The 22,660-nt window shown below is 71.1% G+C and carries 19 protein-coding genes and 1 pseudogene; 10 read left to right on the forward strand and 10 right to left on the reverse strand.

The annotated features are described in order from the left end of the window. Together ABT288_RS25525 and ABT288_RS25530 are read left to right on the forward strand one after the other, a co-directional pair. Entirely contained in the window at positions 1-558 is a 558-nt protein-coding gene (locus tag ABT288_RS25525) for a hypothetical protein (RefSeq protein ID WP_351611982.1), read from the forward strand. Then, positions 555-2,747 carry a tetratricopeptide repeat protein gene (locus tag ABT288_RS25530; RefSeq protein WP_351611984.1) on the forward strand — a complete coding sequence of 731 codons (2,193 nt, stop codon included), beginning with the start codon at positions 555-557 and terminating at the stop codon, positions 2,745-2,747. The genes ABT288_RS25525 and ABT288_RS25530 overlap by 4 nt, the downstream gene beginning before the upstream one ends. On the opposite strand, the gene ABT288_RS25535 is transcribed toward ABT288_RS25530, so the two are convergent. Then, positions 2,629-3,321: a response regulator gene (locus ABT288_RS25535; protein WP_351611986.1), complete on the reverse strand. Its 693-nt coding sequence runs from the start codon at positions 3,319-3,321 to the stop codon at positions 2,629-2,631. The genes ABT288_RS25530 and ABT288_RS25535 overlap by 119 nt on opposite strands. Then, positions 3,318-4,949, reverse strand: coding sequence for a sensor histidine kinase (locus tag ABT288_RS25540; RefSeq protein ID WP_351611989.1), 1,632 nt, complete (start codon positions 4,947-4,949; stop codon positions 3,318-3,320). Before ABT288_RS25540 ends, ABT288_RS25535 begins: the two co-directional genes overlap by 4 nt. 155 nt (positions 4,950-5,104) lie before the next feature. On the opposite strand from ABT288_RS25540, the gene ABT288_RS25545 reads away from it, so the two are divergent. Beyond that, positions 5,105-6,484: a cation:dicarboxylate symporter family transporter gene (locus ABT288_RS25545; RefSeq protein WP_351611992.1), complete on the forward strand. Its 1,380-nt coding sequence runs from the start codon at positions 5,105-5,107 to the stop codon at positions 6,482-6,484. Between the two features lie 109 nt (positions 6,485-6,593). Here the strand turns inward: ABT288_RS25545 and ABT288_RS25550 are convergent, their stop codons facing one another. Further along, positions 6,594-7,217, reverse strand: coding sequence for a TetR/AcrR family transcriptional regulator (locus ABT288_RS25550; protein WP_351611995.1), 624 nt, complete (start codon positions 7,215-7,217; stop codon positions 6,594-6,596). Between the two features lie 136 nt (positions 7,218-7,353). Between ABT288_RS25550 and ABT288_RS25555 the strand changes: the two genes are divergently transcribed. From ABT288_RS25555 to ABT288_RS25565, 3 genes are all read left to right on the forward strand, one after another. Further along, on the forward strand, positions 7,354-9,027 hold the full coding sequence (locus tag ABT288_RS25555; protein ID WP_351611998.1) for an MFS transporter: 1,674 nt from the start codon (positions 7,354-7,356) through the stop codon (positions 9,025-9,027). 110 nt (positions 9,028-9,137) lie between these two features. Next, positions 9,138-9,902 (forward strand): DUF2127 domain-containing protein, encoded by a 765-nt coding sequence (locus ABT288_RS25560; protein ID WP_351612001.1) that lies wholly within the window; start codon positions 9,138-9,140, stop codon positions 9,900-9,902. Then, positions 9,899-10,186, forward strand: coding sequence for a hypothetical protein (locus tag ABT288_RS25565; RefSeq protein ID WP_351612004.1), 288 nt, complete (start codon positions 9,899-9,901; stop codon positions 10,184-10,186). The genes ABT288_RS25560 and ABT288_RS25565 overlap by 4 nt, the downstream gene beginning before the upstream one ends. A gap of 24 nt (positions 10,187-10,210) precedes the next feature. On the opposite strand, the gene ABT288_RS25570 is transcribed toward ABT288_RS25565, so the two are convergent. Beyond that, the gene (locus ABT288_RS25570) at positions 10,211-11,104 is read right to left on the reverse strand and encodes an aldo/keto reductase (protein ID WP_351612007.1); all 894 of its coding nucleotides are present in this window, start codon (positions 11,102-11,104) and stop codon (positions 10,211-10,213) included. 1 nt (position 11,105) lies between these two features. Further along, a complete protein-coding gene (locus tag ABT288_RS25575) occupies positions 11,106-12,020 on the reverse strand; it encodes an NAD-dependent epimerase/dehydratase family protein (protein ID WP_351612008.1) in 915 nt (304 codons plus the stop codon). A 45-nt stretch (positions 12,021-12,065) separates the two neighbouring features. On the opposite strand from ABT288_RS25575, the gene ABT288_RS25580 reads away from it, so the two are divergent. From ABT288_RS25580 to ABT288_RS25595, 4 genes are all read left to right on the forward strand, one after another. Further along, positions 12,066-12,587: an Lrp/AsnC family transcriptional regulator gene (locus ABT288_RS25580; protein WP_351612010.1), complete on the forward strand. Its 522-nt coding sequence runs from the start codon at positions 12,066-12,068 to the stop codon at positions 12,585-12,587. A gap of 29 nt (positions 12,588-12,616) precedes the next feature. Continuing rightward, positions 12,617-13,045 carry a MerR family transcriptional regulator gene (locus tag ABT288_RS25585; RefSeq protein WP_351612013.1) on the forward strand — a complete coding sequence of 143 codons (429 nt, stop codon included), beginning with the start codon at positions 12,617-12,619 and terminating at the stop codon, positions 13,043-13,045. Then, entirely contained in the window at positions 13,042-13,374 is a 333-nt protein-coding gene (locus ABT288_RS25590) for a thioredoxin family protein (RefSeq protein WP_351612016.1), read from the forward strand. The genes ABT288_RS25585 and ABT288_RS25590 overlap by 4 nt, the downstream gene beginning before the upstream one ends. 169 nt (positions 13,375-13,543) lie before the next feature. Continuing rightward, complete coding sequence (locus ABT288_RS25595; protein ID WP_351612033.1) at positions 13,544-15,784, forward strand: HelD family protein; 2,241 nt, start codon at positions 13,544-13,546, stop codon at positions 15,782-15,784. Here the strand turns inward: ABT288_RS25595 and ABT288_RS25600 are convergent. The 5 genes and pseudogenes from ABT288_RS25600 to ABT288_RS25620 form a co-directional block, all read right to left on the reverse strand. Continuing rightward, positions 15,771-16,610, reverse strand: coding sequence for a hypothetical protein (locus ABT288_RS25600; RefSeq protein ID WP_351612018.1), 840 nt, complete (start codon positions 16,608-16,610; stop codon positions 15,771-15,773). The genes ABT288_RS25595 and ABT288_RS25600 overlap by 14 nt on opposite strands. Positions 16,611-16,694: 84 nt before the next feature. After that, positions 16,695-18,899 carry a 1,4-alpha-glucan branching enzyme gene (glgB, locus tag ABT288_RS25605; RefSeq protein ID WP_351612036.1) on the reverse strand — a complete coding sequence of 735 codons (2,205 nt, stop codon included), beginning with the start codon at positions 18,897-18,899 and terminating at the stop codon, positions 16,695-16,697. Positions 18,900-18,977: 78 nt separating this feature from the next. Beyond that, positions 18,978-20,351, reverse strand: coding sequence for a maltokinase N-terminal cap-like domain-containing protein (locus ABT288_RS25610; RefSeq protein ID WP_351612020.1), 1,374 nt, complete (start codon positions 20,349-20,351; stop codon positions 18,978-18,980). 87 nt (positions 20,352-20,438) lie between these two features. Further along, entirely contained in the window at positions 20,439-22,139 is a 1,701-nt protein-coding gene (gene treS, locus ABT288_RS25615; protein ID WP_351612023.1) for a maltose alpha-D-glucosyltransferase, read from the reverse strand. After that, positions 22,136-22,660 (reverse strand): annotated as a pseudogene (locus tag ABT288_RS25620) (DUF3459 domain-containing protein); the annotation flags it as partial. The pseudogene ABT288_RS25620 and the gene treS, both read right to left, overlap by 4 nt.

Below are 22,660 nucleotides of genomic sequence, written 5' to 3' on the forward strand. Positions count from 1 at the left end.
GTGGCTGAACGGGACGTCACGGTGGGGCAGTTGCTGCTCGCCGAGTACCAGACGCTCAAGGACGAGCAGAAGACACGGATCGGGTTCCGGGACAATCTCTTGTACGTCACCCTAACCGTGGTGGCCGCCGTGATCGCCGCCGCCGCCCAGGCCGGGCAGCCGGCGATGCTGCTGGCGCTGTCACCGGTGTGCGTCGTGCTCGGGTGGACGTATCTCGTCAACGACCACAAGATCTCGGCGATCGGCGCCTATGTGCGGGCGGAGTTGGGGCCCCGGCTGGCCGAGTTGGCCCGGGCCGAGGGCGGTGAGGTCTTCGCGTGGGAGGTCGCACACCGCACGGACGCGCGGCGCGTCGCCCGGAAGGCCGTGCAGTGCGTGGTGGACCTCCTGGCCTTCTGCGTCGTGCCGTTGAGTGCGCTCGTCGTGTACTGGGTGGGCGGCGACGTCTCGCCCGGTCTGGTCGTCCTGTCCGTGCTGGAGGCGGTCGCGGTCGTGGGGCTCGGGGCGTGCATCGTCCGGTACGCCCTGCCGTTCGGGGCGGGGAGTGTGGTCGGGTGAGCGATCACATCGACTTCCGGGGCGGCGAGTTCCACGGGCCGGTCGTCGGCAAGGCGGAGTACAAGCAGCAGGCACCGCCGCCCACCGCGCTGGACGCGTTGCCACCTAGGGCGGCCGGATTCACGGACCGGAAGGAGGAGTTGGGCCGCCTGCGCGCTGCCCTCGATCCTGCATGCTCCGGCATCGAGCAGGCCGTCCTCGTCACCGCGGTGTCCGGACTCGGCGGCATCGGCAAGACTGCGCTGGCGGTACAGGCGGCGTACGCGGCGCAGGACGCGGGATGGTTTCCCGGTGGCGTGCTCTTCGTGGACCTCCACGGGTACGACGACGCGCCTGTTACCGCCGGCCAGGCACTCCAGTCCACGTTGAGGGCCCTGGGGGTGCAGCCCGAGCATATTCCGGCGACGGTGGACGAACGGGCCGGGCTGTACAGGTCCGTTCTGGCCGAGCGGGAGGCAGTGCTCATCCTCGCCGACAACGCCTCCTCACCGGATCAGGTACGGCCGCTGCTGCCGGGGGGCGCGCGGCACCGGATGCTGGTCACCTCGCGGGACCGGTTGCCCCAACTGGGGGCACAGCTCCTGCCGCTGGATCAGCTCCCGTCGCAGGCGGCGTATGAACTCCTCGATCGCGCGCTGCGGATCGCTGATCCGAGTGACCACCGCGTCGTGGAGGAAGCGGCGGCGGCAACACGGCTTGTGGGGCTGTGCGGACATCTGCCGTTGGCCTTACAGATCGCGGCGGCGCTGCTTGCGGAGGATGCGGGGATGCCGATCGCGGAACTCGGCGACGAAATGGCCGCGTCGTACGACCGACTGGCTGCTCTTGATGACGGTAACCGCAGCGTGCGCGCTGCTTTCGAGCTCTCGTACCGTCGGCTCCCGGCCGACCGGGCGCGTCTGCTGCGTCTGCTCGCCGTAGCGCCGGGACCGGAAGTGAGCGAGGAGGTGGCTGTCGTACTGGCAGGAGCGGAGGTGTCGCCGCTCCGTGGCCTGAAGGCATTGGCCCGCGCGCATCTGGTGGAGCGGGGGAGCGGACGTGGGCGATGGCGCATGCACGACTTGGTGCGTGCGTTTGGAGCGGGTGTGTCGACTCGGCATTCGTTGTTCCGGGAGGAGGCTGACGCGGCGCGGGCGCGGGTGCTGGAGTTCTACTACACCTGGGCACGAGAGGCCGATGCCCGTTTGCGGTGGCTGCCAGGGAAGCCGGAACCGGACCGGTTCACGGACCGAGGGCAGGCACTGGCATGGTTCGACGAAGAACGTACGGGCCTGGTGGCGGCGGTGCAATGGGCGCAAGAGGGGCGATTCGCTCACATCGCAGCGCAACTGGGTGAATGCTTGATGGAGTACTTGGACTGGCGACGGCATTTTGACGACTGGGTCGCTGTGGCGACTACCACTCTGCAGGTTGCACGACTCACTGGTAGTCCCGTTGACGAGGGCAACGCGTGGAACAGCCTTGGTCTTGCCTTGCGGAAAGTAGGCCGGTTACCAGAGGCGATCGACGCCCACATCCAAGCCCGCGATCTGTATCACGACTCAGAGGACCAGCATCGTCAGGCCATCGCTTGGGGCAATCTTGGTCTGGCCTTGCAGGATGCAGGTCAGTTACGGGAGGCGATCGACGCCCACGCTCGTGCGTGCGAGTTGTTCGTTATCACTGAAGACCGCACCCATGAAGGCACAGCATGGAGCAACCTCGGCGTCGCCCTATGGGCGTTGGGCCTCACGCAGCAATCGATCGAAGCCTTGGTGCTGGCCCGCGACCTGCACCGGGCAACCGGAGACCGCGTGCGTGAGGGCAACGCTTGGAACAACCTCGGACTCGCGTACTTACAGGCCGATCGAACCCATGAGGCCATTGAGGCCTACGGCGAGGCGGTGGGCATCTTCCGAGAGAACGAGAACTGGTACGGGCAGGGCAAGAGCCTCCACAATCTCGCCCTCGCCCACACAGCGGCAGACAGCCTTGCCGATGCCCGCATCTGTTGGCTTCGGGCTGCCGACGCGTATGTCCGCGGCAACGCTCCTGACAAAGCCGCCGAAGCCCGTGTTCGAGCTGCATCCCTCACCGCCCCTGCACCACCCACCGATACACCAGCTCCGGCCTCCCCACCTGCCCGTACAGCGGGCTCCGGGCGGCCCTTCCCGCCTCCACCAGGTGCTCCAGGTACCGTCGCGCGGTGATCCGGGAGATGCCGACCGTCTCGGCCAGTCCGGCCGCGGTCAGGCCCTCGGGAGCCTCGCGCAGTGCTCCCGTCACCCGTTCCAGCGTCGGGCCGCTCAGGCCCTTCGGCAGTGCGGCGGGCGACGGGGCCCGCAGGGCCGCCAGGGCGCGGTCGACCTCGTCCTGGCCGCTCGCCTCGCCCGCCGCCGCACGGAACTCGGCGTAGCGGACCAGGCGGTCCCGGAGCGTGGCGAAGGTGAAGGGTTTCAGGACGTACTGGACGACGCCCAGGGAGACGCCCTCGCGGACCACCGCCAGGTCCCGGGCCGACGTGACCGCTATGACGTCCGCGTGATGGCCGGCCGCGCGCAGGGAGCGGGCCAGCTGCAGCCCGTGCCCATCCGGCAGGTGCAGGTCCAGCAGGAGCAGGTCCACGGGGGTACGGTCCAGGAGGCGCCGTGCCTCCGCGCCGGTGTGCGCCTTGCCGACCGCGACGAATCCCGGCACCCGGCCGACGTACAGCACGTGCGCGTCGGCGGCCACCGGGTCGTCCTCGACGACCAGGACGCGGATGGGCTGCTGCTCGTTCGTCATCTGCTGCCACCCGCGGGGGTACGCAGCGGCAACCGCACCTCGAACACCGCTCCGCCCCCGCTCTCCTCGTCGGACTCCGCCACCGTCAACGTGCCCTCGTGGCGGGTCACCGCCTGCCGGACCAGGGCCAGCCCGAGGCCCCGTCCGCCCGGTCCGGCCGGCTTCGTCGAGAACCCCCGCTGGAATACCAGGTCGGCATGGTCCGGGTCGACGCCGGGGCCCGTGTCGGACACCCTGAGGACCACCTCGGTGTCCGAGGCGTACGCCGTCACCGTCACCCGTGCCCGGACGCTGCCCTGCGCCGCGTCCACCGCGTTGTCGATCAGGTTGCCGAGGATGGTCACGAGGTCGCGGGCGGACAGGTCGGCCGGGAGCAGGCCGTCGTCCAGGCGGCTGTCCTCGGACACCACCAGTTCCACGCCCCGCTCGTTGGCCTGGGCCGTCTTGCCGAGGAGCAGGGCGGCGAGCACCGGTTCGCCGACCGCCGCGACCACGTGGTCGGTCAGCGCCTGGGCCAGCTCCAGTTCCGCCGTGGCGAACTCCACCGCCTCCTCGGCCCGGCCCAGCTCGATGAGCGACACCACCGTGTGCAGGCGGTTGGCGGCCTCGTGCGCCTGTGAGCGCAGTGCCTGGGTGAAGCCCCGCTCCGAGTCCAACTCGCCCATCAAGGACTGGAGTTCCGTCACGTCGCGCAGCGTGACCACCGTTCCCCGGCGCTCTCCGCCCGACACCGGGGAGGTGTTCACCACCAGTACCCGGGCCGCCGTCAGGTGCACCTCGTCCACCCGGGGTTCGGAGGACAGCAGCGCGCCGGTCAGCGGGGCCGGCAGACCGAGGTCGGCCACCGAGCGGCCGATCAGCTCCGTGTCCGGAGCGCCCAGGCCCAGCAGCTCCCGTCCGCCGTCGTTGATGAGGGCCACCCTGTACTGCCCGTCCAGCATCAGCAGGCCCTCGCGGACCGCGTGCAGCGCCGCCTGGTGGTAGTCGTGCATCCGGCTGAGCTCGGTGGCGTTCATGCCGTGGGTGTGGCGGCGCAGGCGGGCGTTGATCACGTAGGTGCCGACCGCGCCGAGCAGCAGGGTCGCGCCGGCGACGCCGAGCAGGGCCGTGACCTGCCCCTGGACCCGGGCGCTGATCGCCTCGACCTTGATGCCGGCGCTGACCAGGCCGATGACGTGGCCGTTCTCCTCGATCGGGGTGACCGCGCGGACGGAGGGGCCGAGGGTGCCGGTGTAGGTCTCGGTGAAGGTGTGGCCGTGCACGGCGGGGCCGATACGGCCGAGGAAGCGTTTGCCGATCTGCTTCCGGTCGGGGTGGGTCCAGCGGATGCCGTCCGGGTTCATGATCGTGACGAAGTCGACGTCCGCGTCCCGCATGACCATGAGCGCGTACGGTTCCAGCGCCGCCGTGGGACGGGTGGTGTGGATGGCCGAGCGCACCGAGGGGGCGTCCGCGATCGAGCGGGCCACCGCGGTGACCTGGCGGACCGCCGCGTCCTCGGCCTGCCGCTGGTCGCCGACGTAGGTGAACAGCGCGTACCCGGCCACCACCACCGCTATCAGCACGGCCTGCATGGCGAACAGCTGGCCCGCGAGACTGCGAGGCCGGGGGAGGGACGGGAAGCGCATGTCAGCAGTGTGCCTCTCCGGTTAAGCGTGAACTAAATGAACGGAAGGGTGACCGCCCTCACAGGCCGGGAGATAGTCACGGCATTCCCCAAGCAACGCCCGGACGTGAGTCGCACGCCGGTTGTTCACCGACGAAGACGTCAAGGAGGGCAGTCGTGGCCGCCACAACCCCCGATACGGCACCTGCCGCACCCCGCGTGAAGCGGGACCGGACCCACTACCTGTACATCGCCGTCATCGTGGCGGTCGCGCTCGGCATCGCCGTGGGCCTCATCTGGCCCGACGCCGCCGTCCAGCTGAAGCCGCTCGGTACCGGCTTTGTGAACCTGATCAAGATGATGATCTCGCCGATCATCTTCTGCACGATCGTGCTCGGGATCGGGTCCGTACGGAAGGCCGCCAAGGTCGGCGCCGTCGGCGGTATCGCCCTCGGCTACTTCCTCGTGATGTCGCTCGTCGCCCTCGCGATCGGGCTCGTCGTCGGCAACGTGCTGCACCCGGGTGACGGGCTGCACCTGACGAACGCGATCAAGCAGACCGGCCACGCCCAGGTGTCCGCGGACGCGCTGCCGCCCGTCGACTTCGTGCTGTCGATCATCCCGACCTCCTTCGTCTCCGCCTTCACCGAGGGCCAGGTCCTGCAGACGCTGCTGGTGGCCCTGCTCGCCGGGTTCGCGCTGCAGGCCATGGGCCCGGTCGGGCAGCCGGTGCTGCGCGGCATCGAGCACATCCAGCGGCTCGTCTTCCGCATCCTGTCGATGGTCATGTGGGCCGCGCCGGTCGGCGCCTTCGGTGCGATCGCAGCCGTCACCGGTTCGGCCGGTCTCGACGCGCTGAAGAGCCTCGCCGTGCTGATGCTCGGCTTCTACGTCACCTGCGTGCTGTTCGTCTTCGTGGTGCTCGGCGCGATCCTGCGCCTCGTCGCGGGCCTGAACGTCTTCTCGCTGTTCAAGTACCTGGCGCGGGAGTTCCTGCTGATCCTGTCCACCTCCTCCTCCGAGTCCGCGCTGCCGCGGCTGATCGCGAAGATGGAGCACCTGGGCGTCAGCAAGCCGGTCGTCGGCATCACCGTGCCGACCGGTTACTCCTTCAACCTCGACGGCACGATGATCTACATGACCATGGCGTCGCTGTACATCGCGGACGCCCTGGGCACGCCGATGTCCCTCGGCGAGCAGATCCCGCTGCTGCTCTTCCTGCTGCTGGCGTCCAAGGGCGCGGCGGGGGTCAGCGGTGCCGGTCTCGCCACCCTGGCCGGCGGCCTGCAGTCGCACAAGCCCGCGCTGGTCGACGGGGTCGGGCTGATCGTCGGTATCGACCGGTTCATGAGCGAGGCCCGTGCGCTGACGAACTTCGCGGGCAACGCGGTCGCCACGGTGCTGGTGGGCACGTGGACGAAGGAGATCGACAAGGCGCGGGTGCGGCAGGTGCTCGCCGGTGAGCTGCCGTTCGACGAGACCACGCTGATGGACGAGGGCCAGGGGACCGTCACCGAGGTTCCCGGGCCGAGGGAGGGGGAGCTGGCCAAGGCCTGATCCCGAGAAGGAACTCCGGATGCCCGGCCCCGCCTGAACCCGGGCCGGGCATCCGGGAACCACCGCCGGGCGGCTGGGGCTCCCCCGTACCCCGGCCGCCCGGCCTTTGTCATGTCCCCTCACTCACCCTGGCCACCAGCTCGGTGGCCGTCGAGGCGGGTACGCCCGCCGCGGTCAGCACCGTGACCGTGGCCGAGCGGCCCGCCTCCTGTGCTGCCAGGAGGCCGTCGTTCACCGCCTCCATCACCGCCATGATCATCTGTTCGTGCACGTACGCCAGCGCCGGCGCCGGCAGCGGTGAGCTGAACACCCCCTGATCCAGTCCTTGCCGGAGCAGTGCGACCTTGCCCGCGCGCAGCGGGGCGAGGCGTTCGCGGATGCCCTGGACGGTGACCGTGCGCTGGGCCAGGGCGATCAGCAGCCGGTAGCGGTCGGCGATCTGCCCGATGGCGAGCACCGAGCGGGCCACCGCCTCCGCCGGGTCCGTCACCCCGTCGCGGGCGCGGGCGTCCGCGTCCGCCAGCGCCGCCACGGCCTCGTCGACGAGGGTGCTGATCAGCGCCTCACGGCTGGGGAAATGGCCGTACACCGTCCGTCGTACGACTCCCGCGGCGCGCGCGATCTGGTCCATGGAGGCGTCGGGATCGCGCAGCAGTTCGGCGAGGGCGACGTCGAGGATGCGGCGCCGGTTGGCGTCGGCGCGGCTGGTGTTACCCGTGGTCATGGCCGTCATTGTGCCTTCCCCGGCCGACTTGCACAGTGTTGTGCAGAGGCGTACCTTGCACATAGTTGTGCAATTGCACGCTGCTGTGCAAGTTCACTCCGCACCTCACGTTCTCGTCGCGCATCCGAGGAAGGCGACCCCTGCCATGCGACTCGTCATGACCGAACCGGTCGAGAAGATGGAGCGCCCGTACGCCCGGCGCTGGTGGGCACTGCTCGTGCTCTGCCTGAGCCTGCTGATCATCGTGATGGCGAACACCGCCCTCACGGTCGCCGCGCCCGACATGACGAAGGACCTCGGGCTCTCCAGCGCCGACCTGCAGTGGGTGATCGACGGCTACACCGTCCCCTACGCGGCGCTGATGCTGCTGCTCGGCGCCATCGGCGACAAGTACAGCCGGCGCGGCGCCCTAGTCCTCGGGCTCCTCGTCTTCGGCGCCGGTGCCGTCTTCGGCTACCTCGCCGACAGCGCGGCGACCGTCATCGCGGCCCGCGCCGTGATGGGCGTCGGCGCGGCGCTGATCATGCCCGCCACCCTCTCCCTGCTCGCCGCGACCTTCCCGCGCGCCGAGCGGGCCAAGGCGATCACGCTGTGGACCGCCACCGCCGGCCTCGCCATCGCCGCCGGTCCCGTGGTCGCGGGCGCCCTGCTGCGCGACCACGGCTGGTCCTCGACCTTCCTGATCAACGTGCCCATCGCGGCCGTCGCGATCGTCGCCGCCCTCGTCCTGGTCCCGCCCTCCAGGGCCGGTCACCACGACCGCATCGACTACGTCGGCGGACTGCTGTCGGTGATCTGGACCGGCTCGCTCGTCTACATGATCATCGAGGGCCCGCACTTCGGCTGGGGCGTGAAGGCCGTCACGGCGGCCGTCGTCGCGGGCGCCGGCCTGGTCGCCTTCGTCCTCTGGGAGCTGCGCCATCCCCGTCCGATCCTGGACGTCCGCCGCTTCACCACCCGCCGCTTCGCCGGCTCCAACCTGGCCGTCGCCCTGTTCTTCCTGGCCGTCTTCGGCGCCTTCTACTACCTCACCCAGCACCTGCAGTTCGTCCTCGGCTACGACGCCCTGGAGACCGGCGTACGCATGCTGCCGCTGGCCGGCGCCGTCTTCGTCGGCTCGGCGCTGACCGGCTGGCTCACCCCGCGCGTCGGCATGAAGTGGACCGTCACCGCGGGCATGGTCGGCGGCACGACCGCGCTGGCCCTGCTGACCCGGGTGGACGCGGCCTCGACGTACGGCGACTTTCTGGCGCCCCTGATCATCCTCGGCCTCGCCATCGGCCTCGCCCTCTCGCCCTGCACCGACGCCATCATGGGCGCCTTCCCGGAGTCCGAGCTGGGCGTCGGCGGCGCGGTCAACGACACCTCGCTGGAGCTCGGCGGCTCCCTCGGCATCGCCATCCTCGGCTCGCTGCTCGCCACGTCGTACGGCGACCATCTGAGCGACGCCACCGCGGGCAGCAGGCTCCCGGCGAGCGCCCTGGACACCGCGCGGGACTCGGTCGGCGCCGGGTACGCCGTCGCCCAGGGCATCGGCGGGAAGGCGCACGCGCTGGCCGCGCAGGCGGCCCACGCCAAGGACCCCCAGCAGGCCGCACAGCTCAAGCAGCAGGCCGCCGAACTCGCCTCCGGCGCCCGGCAGATGGCGGACGCGGTCGGCTCCTCCTTCTCCGACGCCGTCGCGCACACCAGCCTGGTCGGCGCGGTGATCCTCGGCCTCGGCACGGTCCTCGTGGGCATCCTGCTGCCGCGCCGTGAAGCCGCCGCGCCGGAGGTGAAGGCCGAGGAGAGGGAGCTGGTGCACAGCTCGGCCGACTGACGGTTTCCCGCCTCCATCCGCTAACGTGCCGCTCCGGACCGACCGGAACGGCACGTTCGTGCCTGGCGTCAGTACGTGTGAGTCAGTACCTGTATGGAGGCACGGGGGATATGAAGATCGACTGGGACCGGCGGACCTGCGCGCGCAAGGGGCACGTGACCTACGCGCCCGACGACCCCCGGCTGCGGCTGCGGCTGCACGCCGAGACCGCGCTCGGGGAGGTCTGGCGCTGCCTGCGCTGCGGCGACTTCGTGCTCGGTGAGCCGCACGGCTCGGGCCCGGCCGGGGACGCCCCGCTGGTGCCGCGCGGCAAGGTCCTGCGGGACCTGTTCATCCTGCGCTTCCTGGCGGTCGAGCGGGCGGTGCGCGGGGTGTTCATCGTGCTGGTCGCGGTCGCGGTGTGGAAGTTCAGCAACAGCCAGGACGCGGTACGGAAGCTCTTCAACAAGAACCTGGACGTCTTCCGCCCGGTGTTCCGCCACTTCCACTACGACCTCGACCACTCACCGGTCGTCGGCTCGATCCAGAAGGCGTTCGGCTACAAGCACTCCACGCTGCTGCTGGTCGCCGCCCTGCTGCTCGCCTACGCGCTGATCGAGCTGGTCGAGGCGGTCGGCCTCTGGTACGCCAAGCGCTGGGCGGAGTACCTGACGGTCGTCGCCACCGCCGCCTTCCTCCCCCTGGAGATCTACGAACTCACCGAGAAGGTCAGCTACCTGAAGATCGTCACCCTCGTCCTCAACATCCTCGCGGTCCTCTACATCGCCCTGGCCAAGCGCCTGTTCGGCCTGCGCGGCGGCCGCCGCAGGTTCGAGGAGGAGCGCCACAGCGCCTCCCTGATGGAGGTGGAGGAGTCGGCGGGGGTGACCGTATGAGTCCGCCACCGTGCGAGCAGCCAGTGGTGTTCCCGGGTTCCGAGGGCGAGACCGGTGTCGTCGCCGGCAGCCTGTCCGACTTCCTGCGGGTCCTGGCCGACGGCCAGGGCCCCCGCGAGGCCCTGTCGCCGGACGAGGAGTGGACGGCCCGGCCGAACGACGCGCCGGCGGGTGTCGCCGTCCGGCACGCCACCAACCCCCGTCGCCCGGCCTCGGAGATCGTCGCCGCGGCCGGGGCGGAGTTTCCGTTCTTCGCCGGGGACCTCGGCGGGCCCTGGCGCTGAGCGGCGATCACGGGACGCGGGGTCTCACCGGGCCCGTGCGGCCTCCATCAGCCGTGTCAGCTCCTCCTGCGTCAGCGCCAGGTCCGCGGCGCCCGCCGAGTCCCGGATCGTCTGCGGGCGGCTCGCGCCCGGGATCGGGAGGACCGTCGGGGAGAGCGACAGCAGCCAGGCCAGACAGACCTGCTGGGGGCTCACCCCGCGCTCCCGGGCCACCTCGTGGAACGCCAGGTGGCGTGCACCGGCGATCTGGCCCGACGGGCCGTCCAGGGAGCTGCGGGAGATTCCGCCGAGGGGGCTCCACGGCAGGAACGCCAGGCCCAGTTCGGCGCACAGGCGCAGCTCGGGGTCGCTGTCACGGGTGTCGGGGGAGTAGCGGTTCTGTACGGAGACCAGGCGGTCGCCGAGGATCGCGCGGGCCCGGTGGATCTGGTCCGACGTCACGTTCGACAGGCCCGCCAGGCGGATCTTGCCCTCCTCGAGCAGCTCGCGCAGGGCGCCGACGGACTCCTCGAAGGGCACGGCGGGGTCGGGCTTGTGGAGCTGGTAGAGGCCGATCGCCTCGACGCCGAGCCGCCGCAGGGAGGCCTCCGCGGCCGCCTTGAGGTGCCGGGGCGTGCCCGTCACCGTCCAGCTGCCGTCGGCCGGCCGGCCCCGGCCGCCCTTGGTGGCCACCAGGACGCCCTCCGTGCCGCCGCCGTAGGCCGCGAGGGCGCGGGCGAGGAGGAGCTCGTTGTGGCCGGGCTCCTGGCCCGGCAGATGGTAGGAGTCGGCGGTGTCCAGCAGCGTCACGCCCGCGTCGAGGGCCGCGTGCACCGTGGCCAGCGCCCGCTTCTCGTCCGGTCGGCCCTCGATGGACAGCGGCATGGCGCCGAGGCCGACCGCGCTCACCTTCAGGTCACCCCATGCGCGGTATCGCACGTCAGTTCTCCTTTCCCAGGGTCTCGGCCACGGCGGCCGGCAGCCACTCCCGTACGTCCCGGAAGGCGAAGCCGAGCCTCGTGGCGCGGGAGTTGTCCATGCCGTAGTGGCGGTCGAAGGCGAAGGGCGAGCGGTCGCCGGGCGGCTCGGTCACCTTGAACACGGGGCGCGGGCAGCCGAGTCGGGCCGCCACCGCCGTGCACAGGTCCTCGACCGTCAGCTCTCCGTGCGAGGCGGCGTTGACCGGCCCCGTGAAGTCCTCGCCCGCCGCCCAGAACACGAAGTCGGCGATCTCCTCGACGTGGATGTACGTCGCCGGGTGCGTCACGGGCGGTACGGCGACGGGGGACCCGGTGCGGATGCGGTCGGCGTAGTGCTGGAGGCGGCCGGTGAAGTCGTCCTCGCCGCCCAGCACATGGGCCACCCGGACGGAGACGAACGGGACGTCCCCGTCGGCCGAGAACACCGCCTCCGCCTGCCGCTTGCCCTCGCCGTAGTGTCCCTCCAGGAACTCCGGGTCGTCCCAGGGCAGTTCCAGGTCCACGGTGACCGTGCGCGGGTCCACCGCACCTTCCGGGACCGGCCCCGGCGAGTCCTCGCGCTCGTACACCTCCACCGTCGAGGTCATCAGATAGCGCCCGGTGCGGCCCGCGAAGACCCGGCGGGCCGTCTCCGCCTGGCGCGGGGTGTAGCAGACCTGGTCGACGACGACGTCGTAGGTCCGGCCGGCCAGGGCCCCGGCCAGCGCCCGCTCGTCGTTCCGGTCGGCCACCAGGTGGACCGCGCCCGGCGGCGGGGCCGAGGAGCCGCGGTTGAGGACCGTGACCCGGTCACCCGCCGCCAGCGAGCGGGCGATCAGCCGCTTGCCGAAATAGCGGTTGCCGCCGATGACCAGTACCTCTCGTGCCCTTGTCATGATCATAATTTTCGGGTTCCGGCACGGCACTCTGAAGGGGGAGACATGGGAGATCAGGCCGCGTCACCGAAAGAACAGCGGCAGTCACGCGCCTTCGCCGTCGAAACACCGGTGGCCTTCGACGCGGTGGACCGGAGGATCCTCGAACTGCTCCAGACCGACGGGCGGATCAAGCTCAGCGAGCTGGGCCGGCGGGTCAGTCTGAGCCCGGCGGCGGTGGCCGAGCGGGTGCGCCGGCTGGAGGCGGCGGGCGTCGTGGAGGGGTACGGCGCCCGGGTCGTACCCGCCCGCCTCGGTTACGGCATCCAAGCCTTCATCCGGGTGAACCCGCACGGCGGCTACACCCTCAAGCACCCGAGGACCCTGGAGCTGATCGCGCGCCCGGAGGTCACCGAGGTGCACCACGTCGTCGGCGAGGACTGCTGGATCCTCAAGGTGGCCGTCACCGGCACCGCGCACCTGGAGGAGATCCTGGAGCTGACCTCGGCGCTGGGCCGTACGACGACGTCGATCGTGCTGTCCTCGCCGGTGCGGTGCACACCCCTCCTGCCCCCGGCCTTGCCTTGACGCCGACGTCAACGCCTACGGTCGTGGACATGCGAATCGGCGAGCTGGCCGCACGGGCCGGAACCACCACCCGCGCCCTGCGCTACTACGAGGCACGGGGGCTGCTGCCCGCCCGGCGCGACGACAGGGGACACCGCACCTACGACGAGGGCGACCTCCGGCTGCTCCGGCAGATCCGGACGCTGCAGGACTTCGGGTTCGACCTGGAGGAGACGCGGCCGTTCGTGGAGTGCCTGCGCGCCGGGCACCCGGAGGGCGACTCCTGCCCGGCCTCGCTCCTGGTCTACCGGCGCAAGCTGGACGAGCTGGACGCGCTCATCGGGCAGCTGACGGCGGTGCGGGAGACGGTCGCGGGGCAGTTGCGGCGGGCGGAGCGGGCGCGGGACACGCTGGCCGCCGAGGCGCTGGTTCCGGGGGGTCCGGAACCCGTGTGCGAGCTGGGAGGGCTTTCGCGATGAGCTTGGTGAGCGGACTGGCCGAGGTGACGGACGCGGATTTCCAGGCGGAGGTGATCGGCGCCGGCCTACCGGTCCTGGTGCAGTTCACGGCCGACTGGTGCGGTCCGTGCCGGCAGCTCGCGCCGGTGCTGAGGGACATCGCCTTCGAGGAGGGCGACCGGCTGAAGATCGTGCAGCTCGACGTCGACCGCAATCCGGAGACGACGGTCGCCTACGGGGTGCTGTCCACGCCGACGCTGATGGTCTTCCGGGACGGTGAGCCGGTGCGGTCGATGGTCGGGGCGCGGCCCAAGCGGCGGCTGCTGGAGGAGCTGGCCGACGTGCTGTGAAGCAGAGCCGCCCACGAAAAAATCCCCTGAGCAATTGCGCTCGGGGGATTTCTCTGCGTATATTTAGTGGTTCGTGACTTCTTTTCGAGCAAGTCACGGAGAAGTTCACTGAGCAGAGTATATCCGGGCGGGAGCGGAATTGTCAAACACCGAATTTCCGGACGATGAATTGCGGCGCGAGCAGGAATTCATCGACGGACTGTACGCGCGCGTGGACGTACTGCGCGGCGAGGCCGAGACCTCGGTCACGGACGCGCTCGCCCAGGGCGACAAGCCCATGCAGGCGCGGCTGGAGCGGGACATCCTGGTCGCCGAGCGCTCGGGGCTGCTCGCCGCGCTGAACGCCGTCGACGGCTCGCTCTGCTTCGGCCGGATCGACCTCACCGACGGCACCGCCCACCACATCGGCCGGATCGGGCTGCGCGAGGACGACGCCGAGCGCACCCCCGTCCTCATCGACTGGCGGGCCGACGTCGCCCGCCCCTTCTACCTGGCCACCGGGCACACCCCGATGGGCCTGCGCCGCCGCCGGCACATCAGCACCGAGGGCCGGACCGTGACCTCCCTGCACGACGAGATCCTCGACCTCGGCGACGCCACCCGCACCGGGTACGAGGACCACAGCGGCGACGACGTGCTGCTGGCCGCGCTGAACTCGGCGCGCACCGGCCGCATGAGCGACATCGTGCAGACCATCCAGGCCGAGCAGGACGAGATCATCCGGGCGCCGTACCGCGGGGTGCTGGTGGTCGAGGGCGGGCCGGGTACGGGGAAGACGGCGGTCGCACTGCACCGCGCCGCCTATCTCCTGTACGAGTACCGCGAGCTGCTGGCCCGCCGGGCCGTGCTGATCGTCGGCCCCAACCCGGCCTTCCTCGGCTACATCGGCGAGGTGCTGCCCTCCCTCGGCGAGACCGGAGTGCTGCTCGCCACCGTCGGCGAGCTGTTCCCGGGCGTGAAGGCCACCGCGACCGACACCCCCGAGGCGGCCGCCGTGAAGGGCCGCGCCGACATGGCCGACGTGCTCGCCGCCGTCGTACGCGACCGGCAGGCCCTGCCCGACCCGGTGATCGCGATCGAGCACGACCGGGAGGTGCTGATGCTCGACGACGGCCTGGTGAGCGTCGCCCGTGAGCGGACCCGCGCGGCCAAACTGCCGCACAACGCCGCCCGCGAGTACTTCGAGGGCCACATCCTCAACACCCTCACCGAGCTGTACGCCGAACGCGTCGGCACCGACCCGTACGACGGCAGCAGCCTGCTCGACGCCTCCGACATCACCCAGATCCGCGACGAACTCGCCGAGAACCCCGAGGTCTGGTCCGCGATCGACCAGCTGTGGCCCCGGGTCACCCCGCAGCGGCTCGTCGCCGACTTCCTCGCGGAGCCGGACGGCTACCTGCCGCAGAAGGACGCGGACGCGATCCGCCGCCCGGTGACCCGCACCTGGACCGTCGCCGACGTCCCCCTCCTGGACGAGGCGGCCGAACTCCTCGGCGAGGACGAGCGCTCGGCACGGGCCCGTGCCGAGCGCGAACGAGAGACCCAGATCGCCTACGCCCAGGGCGTGCTGGACGTGTCGTACGCCTCCCGGACCTACGAGTTCGAGGACAAGGAGGACGGTGACCCGGACGGGTCGGAGGTGCTGTCGGCGCATGACATCATCGACGCCGAGCGGTTCGCCGAGCGGCAGGAGGAGGCGGACCACCGCAGCGCCGCCGAGCGCGCCGCGGCCGACCGGACCTGGGCGTTCGGGCACATCATCGTGGACGAGGCGCAGGAGCTGTCGCCGATGGCCTGGCGGCTGCTGATGCGGCGCAGCCCGACCCGCTCGATGACCCTGGTCGGCGACCCCGCCCAGACCGCCGAGGCGGCCGGTGTCGGCTCCTGGGCGGACATCCTCGCCCCCTATGTCGAGGACCGCTGGGAGCACACCCGGCTCGGTGTCAACTACCGCACTCCGGCCGAGATCATGGAGCTGGCCGCGGCCGTCGTCCGCGCCGAGAACCCGGACTTCGAGCCGCCGAGCTCGGTCCGGTCGACCGGGGTACGGCCCTGGGTGCGGCGGGCGGACGGAGACCTGCCCGAGGCCGTGGCCAAGGCGGTCGCCGAACTCACCCCGGCCGAGGGCCGCCTCGCGGTCATCGCCCCGCGCGAGCTGCACCGCTTGCTGGCCGGCCGGCTGGACGGCGTCACGGCGGGCGCCGAGCCCGACCTGACCCGCACGGTCGTGCTGCTCGACCCCCGCCAGGCCAAGGGCCTCGAATTCGACTCGGTCCTGGTGGTGGAGCCGGGCGGCTACGGCACCAGCGACCTCTACGTCGCGCTGACCCGGGCCACCCAGCGGCTCGGGGTGCTGTACACGGGCGAGCTGCCCCGGGCGCTGGCCGCGGGCGTCACCGGGGACTAGGCGAACCGCCGGTGGGCGACGGCGGCGGGTAGCTCGGGTGCAGCGAGGAGGGCAGCGGCTGCAGCGACGCGCACAGCGCGGTCGGGAAGGCCGGTTCCCTGCGCTGCACGGCCCGGCACCCGCCGGCCGCGCTCTCGAAGAACGGCTTCCAGCCGGAGTGCTCGGCCCGGAAGAAGTACCGGTCGCCGAGGCGGGAGGTGCAGGCGGGGTCCTTGGTGTCGTCGCCGCACGCCGGTCCCGTGCGCCAGGAGAAGTCCAGCACCAGCCACTTTCCGTCGCAGTGCTCGGCGTCCCGGTAGGAGTGCATGGGGGCGTCGACGGCGATCATCGCCTGCTCGTAGGAGGCGGTGGTGCAGCCGGTGGCCGGCGGATGGCAGCCGAGTTCCCCGCACAGCCGCAGCACGGGCGGCTTGGCGCCGTCGGCGGTGAAGACGATGTCGTTGTCGACCACCAGCTCCCGCTCGCCCAGCGGCTTGGGCAGCCGTACCCGGACCGTGGCCGTCGTCTCCCTGGTGCACCCGGAACGCCTGTCCCCGGACGGGGAGCTGAAGGTGATCTGCACATGTACGGTGCCCGGCACCGTGCCGTACTCGGCGTCGGTGTCCACCGCCTTGAGATCCCGCACGCACGGGTGCTCGCCGCTGGGCACGCGCGCGTCCAGACTCAGCGTGCGGTGGTCGGCGCCGATCCGGGCACCGGTGACTCCGGACGGGCCGAAGGTGGTCCACGGGATCGGCCCGGTCCGAGTGGGCGAGGCCCCTCCGGCCACCCGGGTGCCGCAGCCGCCCAGCAGCAGGACGGCCACGGCGCACAGCAAAGCGGTCACTGATCTCCAAAGTCGCACGCGCCTCAATCCCCCCGTGGTGCACCTGAGTTGACCTGGGGGCACTATAAGGCGCGCGTCGCCCGGTCAGGCCGGCCGGAGCCAGAGGGTGGCCAGTGGCGGCAGGGTCAGCCGGATGCTCGCCGGGCGGCCGTGCCATCCCTGGGGCTCCGGTTTGATGATGTCGGGGTTGGTGACATCGCCGCCGCCGTACCGCGCCGCGTCCGTGTTCAGCGACTCGTGCCAGGCGGGCACGTCCTCGGGGACACCGAGCCGGTAGTCGTGGCGGACCACCGGGGACATGTGGGACACCGCGAGGAGCGGGTTGCCGTCGGCGTCCAGGCGCAGGAAGGCGAAGACGTTGTCGTCCGCCGCGTCCCCGGTGATCCACTGGAAGCCCGCCGGGTCGGTGTCCCGCTGCCACAGGGCCGGGGCCGCCCGGTACAGCGCGTTCAGGTCCCGTACGAGATCCCGTACACCCCGGTGGTCGGCCCCGGCGCCGTAGGACGGGTCGAGCAGCCACCAGTCGGGGCCGTGCGCCTCGGACCACTCGGCACCCTGGGCGAACTCCTGCCCCATGAAGAGCAGTTGCTTGCCGGGGTGGGCCCACATGAAGCCCAGGTAGGCGCGGTGGTTCGCGCGCTGCTGCCACCAGTCGCCCGGCATCTTCGACACCAGGGACCGCTTGCCGTGCACGACCTCGTCGTGGGAGATGGGCAGCACGTAGTTCTCGCTGTACGCGTACACCATCGAGAAGGTCATCTCGTGGTGGTGGTACTTGCGGTGCACCGGCTCGTGGCCCATGTACTGCAGCGAGTCGTGCATCCAGCCCATGTTCCACTTCAGGCCGAAGCCGAGCCCGCCGAAGCCGCTCGGGCCCTTGTGGTGGGTGGGGCGGGTGACGCCGTCCCAGGCCGTCGACTCCTCGGCGATGGTCACCACCCCCGGGCAGCGCCGGTAGACGGTGGCGTTCATCTCCTGCAGGAAGGCCACCGCGTCCAGGTTCTCCCGGCCGCCGTGCTCGTTCGGCGTCCACTGGCCCGGCTCGCGCGAGTAGTCCAGGTAGAGCATGGAGGCGACGGCGTCCACGCGCAGGCCGTCGATGTGGAACTCCTCGCACCAGTACACGGCGTTCGCCACCAGGAAGTTGCGCACCTCCTTGCGGCCGAAGTCGAACTCCAGGGTGCCCCAGTCCGGGTGGGCGGCCCGCAGCGGATCGTGGTGCTCGTACAGCGGGCGCCCGTCGAACTCGGCCAGCGCCCAGTCGTCGCGCGGGAAGTGCGCCGGCACCCAGTCCATCAGCACGCCGATGCCGGCCTGGTGCAGCCGGTCCACCAGGTACCTGAAGTCGTCCGGGGTGCCGAGCCGGGCCGTCGGGGCGTAGAACCCGGTGACCTGGTAGCCCCAGGAGCCGCCGAAGGGGTGCTCGGCGACCGGCATCAGCTCCACATGCGTGAAGCCCATCTCCCGTACATAGGCGGGGAGTTGGTCGGCCAGCTGCCGGTAGGTCAGGCCGGGGCGCCAGGAGGGCAGATGGACCTCGTAGACGGAGAAGGGCGCCTCGTGCACGGGCGTGTCGGCCCGGTGCGCCATCCACTCCGCGTCGCCCCACTCGTGCGCGGAGACGTCCACGATCGACGCCGTGGCGGGCGGGGCCTCCGTACGGCGGGCCAGCGGATCGGCGCGCAGGGTGCGCGAACCGTCCGGGCGGGTGATCTCGAACTTGTACACCTCGCCCGCGCCGATCCCCGGCACGAACAGCTCCCACACCCCGGAGGAGCCCAGCGAACGCATCGGGAAGCCCGTGCCGTCCCAGAAGTCGAAGCCGCCCGCGAGCCGCACGCCCCGCGCGTTGGGCGCCCACACCGCGAACCGGGTGCCGGACACCCCCTGATGGGTGGTGACATGCGCGCCGAGCGCCCGCCACAGCTGCTCGTGCCGGCCCTCGCCGATCAGGTGCAGGTCCAGCTCGCCGAGGGTGGGCAGGAACCGGTAGGGGTCCTCGGTGTCCAGGACGCTCCCCTCGTACGCCACCAGCAGCCGGTAGTCCGGTACGCCCGCGAGCGGCAGCAGCCCCGAGAAGAACCCGTCGCCGTCGTCGTGCAGCTCGGCCCGCAGCTCGCCGGTGACGACCGTGACGGACAGCGCGTACGGCCTGAAGACCCGGAAGGCCACGCCTCCGGGCACCGGGTGCGCGCCCAGCACCGCGTGCGGGTCATGGTGGGTGCCGTGCAGCAGCCGCTCACGGTCGGCGGGCCGGACACCGGCCGCCGGCCGCTCGTGGGCCGGCACCTTCTGCCTGGGAACGGTCTTCTCCCCGGCCCTGGTGTGCTTCTTGCCCTTCGGGGTCACGGACGAGCCTCCTGGTCTTCATGCGGCGAGGCGACGGATCGCCGAGAGCGGTACGGGCAGCCAGTCGGGGCGGTGCCGGGCCTCGTAGACGATCTCGTAGACCGCCTTGTCGGTCTCATAGGCCCGCAGCAGCACCGGATCGGTGCGCGGATCGCGGCCGGCCGCCTCCGCGTACCCGCAGCAGTAGGCGGCCCGGCACACGCGCGCCCAGTCCGGCGCGGGCGGGGTCACGGAGTGGGCCGCGTAGTCGAAGGAGCGGAGCATCCCCGCGATGTCCCGCACCGGCGGCTGCGGCATCCGCCGTTCGGCCGGCGGCCGGGCCGGCTCGCCCTCGAAGTCGATCAGCGACCACTCCCCGGACGGGGAGCGCAGGCACTGGCCCAGGTGCAGATCGCCGTGGATCCGCTGCGCGGTCCAGGTGCGGCCCTCGGTGGCGAGGTTGGCCAGCGCCGCGTAGGCCGAGCGCAGTCCGCCCTCGTACGGCCGCAGGACGGGCACGGCCTGGACGGCCGCCGCCAGCCGCTCGGTCATCCCGTCGGCCAGCGACTGCAGCTGCACATGACCGAGGGTGACCGTCGGCAGGGCGCGGGCGAGCGCGATGTGCACCTCGGCGGTGGCCCGGCCCAGCGCCCGCGCCTCGGCGGCGAAGTCCTCGCCCTTGGCCAGCTCGCGCAGCGCCAGCTCCCAGCCGTCGCTCGCCCCGCTGACGAAGGGCTGGAGCACCGCCAGGACGTAGGAGTCCGTCCCCAGTTCGGCGTGCAGCCAGGCCGTCGGCGCGGGCACCCGGGGGCAGTCCTCGCGGGCCAGTGCCAGGGGTATCTCCAGGTCGGGGTTGACGCCGGGCACCACCCGGCGCAGCAGTTTCAGGATGAACGTATCGCCGTAGACCACCGAGGAGTTGGACTGTTCGGCGGTCATCAGCCGGGCCACGAGACCCTCGCGTATCTCCTGGCGCGGGTCCCGCTCGAAACACAGCCCGCCGATGCGGGCCCGGGTGCGCAGGGCCTCCAGGAGCACTTCGGCGGGCCGTGGGTCGTACAGGGCCTCGTACACCGTGCGTCCGGCGAGCGGCCCCTCCTCCACATGTCCGATCAGCGCGGGCGCCAGCCGGGGCGGCAGCGCCTCGCGCACGCCTATGAGGAGCTGGTAGCAGTCGCCCGGGTGGGGCTCGGCGCCCGGCGTGGACGGCTGGTGGACGCGCAGCAGCAGGTGGTAGAGGCCCAGCCGGCCGTCGGGGGGCAGCAGTTCGGTGACGGCCACGGGGGTGAACCCGGTGACCGCACGCCCCTTGCCGGCGAACCAGCGCTGCCTCGGCAGCCACTCGCGCAACAAGGGGTCGAGCGAGGCGAGGAGAGCAGTGGTGGTGCTGGAAGAGGTGACCGTTTCCGCCATGGGCGTCACGTCCTTTCCCCGGGTCGTCGGGGTGTTACTGATGCGGTGCCCCTCGTGGGGCGGTGGAAACCGCCCCACGAGGGCCCTCTACGCCGCGTCGCGCCGCAGCCGGAACCAGTAGAAGCCGTGCCCCGCGAGGGTGAGCAGGTACGGCAGTTCGCCGATCGCCGGGAAGCGGACCCCGCCGAACAGCTCGACCGGGTGCCGCCCGCCGAACCGGCTCAGGTCCAGCTCCGTGGGCTGCGCGAAGCGGGAGAAGTTGTGGACGCAGAGCACGAGGTCGTCCTCGTACTCGCGCAGGAAGGCGAGCACGGCCGGGTTGGTGGACTGCAGTTCGTTGTAGGACCCCAGTCCGAAGGCAGGATTCTGCTTGCGGATCTCGATCATGCGGCGGGTCCAGTGCAGCAGCGACGAGGGCGAGGACATCGACGCCTCGACGTTGGTGACCTGGTAGCCGTAGACCGGGTCCATGATCGTCGGCAGGAACAGCCGTCCCGGGTCACAGGACGAGAAACCCGCGTTGCGGTCGGGGGTCCACTGCATCGGGGTGCGCACGGCGTCGCGGTCGCCGAGCCAGATGTTGTCGCCCATGCCGATCTCGTCGCCGTAATAGAGGATCGGCGAGCCGGGCAGGGACAGCAGCAGGGCGGTGAACAGCTCGATCTGGTTGCGGTCGTTGTCGAGCAGGGGGGCGAGGCGCCGCCGGATCCCGATGTTGGCGCGCATCCGCGGGTCCTTGGCGTACTCGGCCCACATGTAGTCGCGCTCTTCGTCGGTGACCATCTCCAGGGTCAGCTCGTCGTGGTTGCGCAGGAAGACGCCCCACTGGCAGCCGGAGGGGATGGCCGGCGTCTTGGCGAGGATCTCGGAGACGGGGTAGCGGGACTCGCGGCGCACGGCCATGAAGATGCGCGGCATGACGGGGAAGTGGAAGGCCATGTGGCACTCGTCGCCGCCGGAGGCGTAGTCCCCGAAGTAGTCGACGACGTCCTCCGGCCACTGGTTGGCCTCCGCCAGCAGCACCTTGTCCGGGTACTGGGTGTCGATCTCCTTGCGCACCCGCCTGAGGAACTCGTGGGTCGCGGGCAGGTTCTCGCAGTTGGTGCCCTCCTGCTGGTACAGGTACGGCACGGCGTCCAGGCGGAACCCGTCGATGCCGAGATCCAGCCAGAACTTCAGCGCGGAGATCATCTCCTCCTGCACCGCCGGGTTCTCGTAGTTGAGGTCCGGCTGGTGCGAGAAGAAGCGGTGCCAGTAGTACTGCTTGCGTACCGGGTCGTACGTCCAGTTGGAGGCCTCGGTGTCGACGAAGATGATCCGGGCGTCCTGGAACTGCTTGTCGTCGTCGGCCCAGACGTAGTAGTCCCCGTACGGTCCCTCCGGATCCCGCCTCGACTCCTGGAACCACGGGTGCTGGTCGCTGGTGTGGTTCATGACGAAGTCGATGATGACGCGCATGCCGCGCTGATGGGCGGCGTCCACGAACTCCACGAAGTCGGCGAGGTCACCGAACTCCGGCAGGACGGCGGTGTAGTCGGAGACGTCGTAACCGCCGTCTCTGAGCGGCGACTTGAAGAAGGGAGGCAGCCACAGGCAGTCGACCCCCAGCCACTGCAGATAGTCCAGCTTGGCCGTCAGACCCTTCAGGTCGCCGATGCCGTCGCCGTTGCTGTCCTGGAAGGAGCGGACCAGGACCTCGTAGAAGACGGCGCGTTTGAACCAATCCGGATCCCGGTCCCTCGCGGGCGTGTTCTCGAAGGTGTCCGGGACGGGCTCATTGACGATCATATTGTGGGTGACCCTCCGATCTGCGGGGTGGACGGTCGCAGGACGGTGCTGTGCTTGTCCGGGGACGCGACATCAGCGGCTTCCGCCGCGCGGCCCCCGGACCCCCGGCCGACGGTGAGCACATGCGCGCCCCCAGGCCCAAGGCGCACATAGTTGGCCCTGCCCCAGTAGTAGGTCTCGCCGGTGAGCTCGTCGCGCACCGGCACCGACTCGTGCCATTCCAGGCCGAGTTGCGGCATGTCCAACGAGACCGTCGCCTCCTGGGTGTGGTGCGGGTCGAGGTTGGCGACCACCAGAACCGTGTTCGACCCGCTCCGCTTCGAGTAGGCGATCACCGCGTCCTGGTCGGCGTGGTGGAAGTGCAGATCGCGCAGCTGGCGCAGGGCCGGATTCTGCCGACGGACGGCGTTGAGGCGGGTGATGAGCGGCGCGATGGTACGGCCCTCGCGCGCGGCCGCCTCCCAGTCCCGTCGCTTGAGCTGGTACTTCTCCGAGTCCAGGTACTCCTCGCTGCCCTCCCT

The sequence above is a fragment of the Streptomyces sp. NPDC001093 genome, from assembly GCF_040298985.1.
Lineage (GTDB): Bacteria > Actinomycetota > Actinomycetes > Streptomycetales > Streptomycetaceae > Streptomyces.